Source organism: Paraconexibacter sp., assembly GCF_041602235.1.
Lineage (GTDB): Bacteria > Actinomycetota > Thermoleophilia > Solirubrobacterales > Solirubrobacteraceae > Paraconexibacter.
The window spans coordinates 1-1,621 of record NZ_JBFIGP010000482.1 but is presented as its reverse complement, the minus strand read 5'-3'; the positions used below and the strand labels follow the sequence as shown (position 1 = coordinate 1,621).

Annotated in this window: 2 protein-coding genes; both read right to left on the bottom strand. The window is 71.1% G+C overall.

All coding sequences use genetic code 11. The features are described 5' to 3' along the window. A partial coding sequence (locus ABYE80_RS20670) for an ATP-binding cassette domain-containing protein (protein ID WP_372792309.1) occupies positions 1-489 on the bottom strand: 489 nt, incomplete at its 3' end. A 73-nt stretch (positions 490-562) separates the two neighbouring features. Continuing rightward, positions 563-1,621 (bottom strand): SGNH/GDSL hydrolase family protein (locus ABYE80_RS20665; RefSeq protein WP_372792307.1); only part of this gene is annotated, 1,059 nt, incomplete at its 5' end.

Genomic DNA, 1,621 nt, shown 5'->3' with positions numbered 1-1,621 from the left:
CTTCTCGCCGCCGGAGAGATCGTCGACGAGCGTGTCGGCGGGCGGGCAGCGCAGCGCGTCCATCGCGTACTCGAGCTGGGTGTCGAGGTTCCAGGCGTCGGCGGCGTCGATCTGCTCCTGCAGGCGCGCGAACTCCTTGGCGGTCTCGTCGGAGTAGTTCATCGCCAGCTCGTTGAACCGGTCCAGCAGCGCCTTGGTCTCCGCCACGCCCTCCTCGACGCACTCCTTGACGGTCTTGCCGTCCTGGAGGTGGGGCTCCTGCTCGAGGAGGCCGACGGTCCGGTTCGTCCCGATGATGGCCTCGCCGGTGTAGTCCTCGTCGATCCCGGCCATGATGCGCAGCAGGGACGACTTGCCGGCGCCGTTGTACCCGAGCACCCCGATCTTGGCCCCCGGGTAGAAGGCGAGCGTCACCTCGCTGAGGACCGTCTTGTCCGGCGGGTACCGCTTGGTGACGCGGTTCATCGTGAAGACGTACTGGGAACTCATCGCACCCCAGGATACGGTCCTTGACCGCTCGCGCTCTCCGGGGCCCGTCGAGCACGGTCGCGGGGCCGGGCGCTCAGTACTCGCTCTCGCGCAGGCCCAGTCCGCGCTCGGGCTCCCGCGGCGCGCGCGGGCGGCCCTTGGGGAAGAGGGCGGGGGCGAGCGTCCTGGTGACGTAGGAGGCGATGCGCCGGTACCCCTCGCGGGTGGGGTGCATCGTCCCGGACTTGTCGAACTGGCCCAGGGCGGACCCGGTGAGCGTGACGATCCAGCGGTCGTCGCTCGCGGCGCAGTACCCGTGGCGGTGGAACGCGCTGCGGATGCCGGTGACCCGCGTCCAGCCGTGCGTCCGCGCGGCCGCGCCCACCGCCCGATGGAGCGGGATCGCTCCGCGGAGCTCGAGGAAGAGGATCTCCGCGAGGTCGATCCTGCCCGTTCCCGGAACGGCGATCACGCTGTCGCAGCGGACGCCCTTCTCGTCGCGGAACAGCTCCGGGTACTCGGTGATGAGGACGCGGTCCGAGGACTTCGCGGGCAGCAGCGCATCCAGTCGCGGGGCCAGCGCGGCGTACTGCGCGGGCAGCGACGCGATCGCCCGGTCCACGAACGCGTCGGCGCTCAGGCCGTCCCGGAAGAGCTCGTCCTGACAGCCCTTCGTGGCGACGCAGTGACCCAGCAGCGGCCCGAAGGCGAGCTGGTTCACGCCGATGCTCATCTGCACGGCGTCGATCTCACGCGTGCCCGCCAGGCGACGCATCTCGTCGACCTGCGGCGGCAGGTCGGGCGTCTCCTCCTCGATGCCCGCGTAGCCGCCGAGCAGACCGAGGTCGATGCGGCCGCCGCTGCAGGCCAGGTGCACGAAGGTCACGGAGCTGCGGTCGTCGCGTTGCTCGATCGCCTGGGCGGCCAGGACCTGCTGCGAGTGCCGCGACCGGTGGCAGCGCCGGTCGGTCCAGTTCGGGCCCGTGCCCTCGCCGGACGCCGCGGAGTCCCCGATCCCGAAGATCAGGAAGTCCTGCACGACGATGCGCTCCTCGCCGTCGAGCACCGTCCCGAAGCGGTCGCGCGATCTGACGCCGATCTTGTGCCGTCCCTCCTTCAGCCGCACGAGGAACTTGCACGCGTCGGACTCCCG